Genomic DNA, 1,175 nt, shown 5'->3' with positions numbered 1-1,175 from the left:
CCTAAGGGCTGTCCCGTAAATGATCTATGAGTGGCCTCGGGGGTGGTGGGCTGCTGTCCGGCTGGTGGTCTACCCGGCGAAAGCGAGGTTGTGCATCCGAGCGATGCCGAGCATGGCGTGGTGCACTCCGTCGCCTTTGAGGCGGCAGTCGCGGAGAATCTTCCAGGTCTTCATGCGGGCGAAGACATGCTCGACGCGGGCGCGGACCTGCTTGTGGGACTTGTTGTGTGCCTGCTTCCAGCCGGGCAGCTCCTCGGTCTTGCGGCGCCGGTGGGGCATCACCAGCCCGGTGCCCGGGTAGCCGCCGTCGGCGATGGTCATGGTCGTACCGACTGCGGCCTTGACTCCGGACTCTTCCCATGCTCTGCAGTCGTTGCGGTTGCCGGGCAGGGGCCGGCCGACGACCACGACGAGGCGTGTGTCGGCGTCGATGACAACCTGGTGGTTGGTGGAGTACCGGTAGTTCTTCGACTGCTCGGCGACGGTGTGATCGCGGGTGGGCACCAGGGTGCCGTCCACGATCAGCACGGTGTCCTTCGCGAACCGCTTGCGGGGCTGGAGAGCGAGCATCGGCCCGAGGTCATCGATGATCCGGTCCGCCGCTGACTTGGACACCCCGAATAGTGGAGCCAGCTGGCGCATGGTCAGGTTCGTGCGCCAATAGGCCGCGACCAACAGGACCCGGTCCTCCAGCGGCAGGCTCCACGGCCGACCCTTGCGGACCGCATCCGCACCCTCGCGCCGCAGAACTGTCACCAGCTTCCCGAACTGCCGCGAGCTCAGCCCGGTGAACGGGGCTATCCAGGAGGGCTCCGACGCCGTGATCACACCAGCCACAACAAGATCATCTCACTGTGGCCGGTCTACTCAGGCACCTCGGAGTCCTCCTTCGCTGATCCATCTCGTGACCAAGCCGTACCATCCCCTCCATGACAATCGATGTCCTCGCCGAGGACCTCCAGCCCGGTGACCTCCTGAAGCTCTCGACCGAATCGGGAACCCAAGTCCTCCGATTGACTCATGTGGAGCGGCGTACCCAAGGCATCAAGTTCATGGGTCGCAATCACCAGGGGGTCCTCTACTCCAGCGGCATGAAGTACGGCAAGCGGGCGCGGTGCGTCCGGCCGTAGGCCATCGCGCGGACTTCCGATGGCAGTTACGGGACAACCCTTAGC

2 protein-coding genes are annotated in these 1,175 nt (G+C 65.0%); one reads left to right on the top strand and one right to left on the bottom strand.

Annotated features, from left to right (window positions below; genetic code table 11):
• Positions 1-69 precede the first annotated feature (69 nt).
• Positions 70-837, bottom strand: a complete 768-nt coding sequence (locus tag ACIGQF_RS38465) for a transposase (RefSeq protein ID WP_399720767.1) — start codon at positions 835-837, stop codon at positions 70-72.
• 92 nt (positions 838-929) lie between these two features.
• Between ACIGQF_RS38465 and ACIGQF_RS38460 the strand changes: the two genes are divergently transcribed.
• Entirely contained in the window at positions 930-1,130 is a 201-nt protein-coding gene (locus tag ACIGQF_RS38460) for a hypothetical protein (protein WP_399720764.1), read from the top strand.
• Positions 1,131-1,175 lie beyond the last annotated feature (45 nt).

Source organism: Streptomyces sp. NPDC053560 (assembly GCF_044544605.1).
In the GTDB taxonomy this organism is placed as follows: domain Bacteria; phylum Actinomycetota; class Actinomycetes; order Streptomycetales; family Streptomycetaceae; genus Streptomyces.
The sequence above is the reverse complement of the archived record's forward strand: the minus strand, read 5'-3'. Positions and strand labels throughout refer to the sequence as shown.

What these genes read in the sequence shown, in the direction of transcription:
- ACIGQF_RS38460 (WP_399720764.1), top strand. Translation starts at nt 930, where the DNA reads ATGACAATCGATGTCCTCGCCGAGGACCTCCAGCCCGGTGACCTCCTG.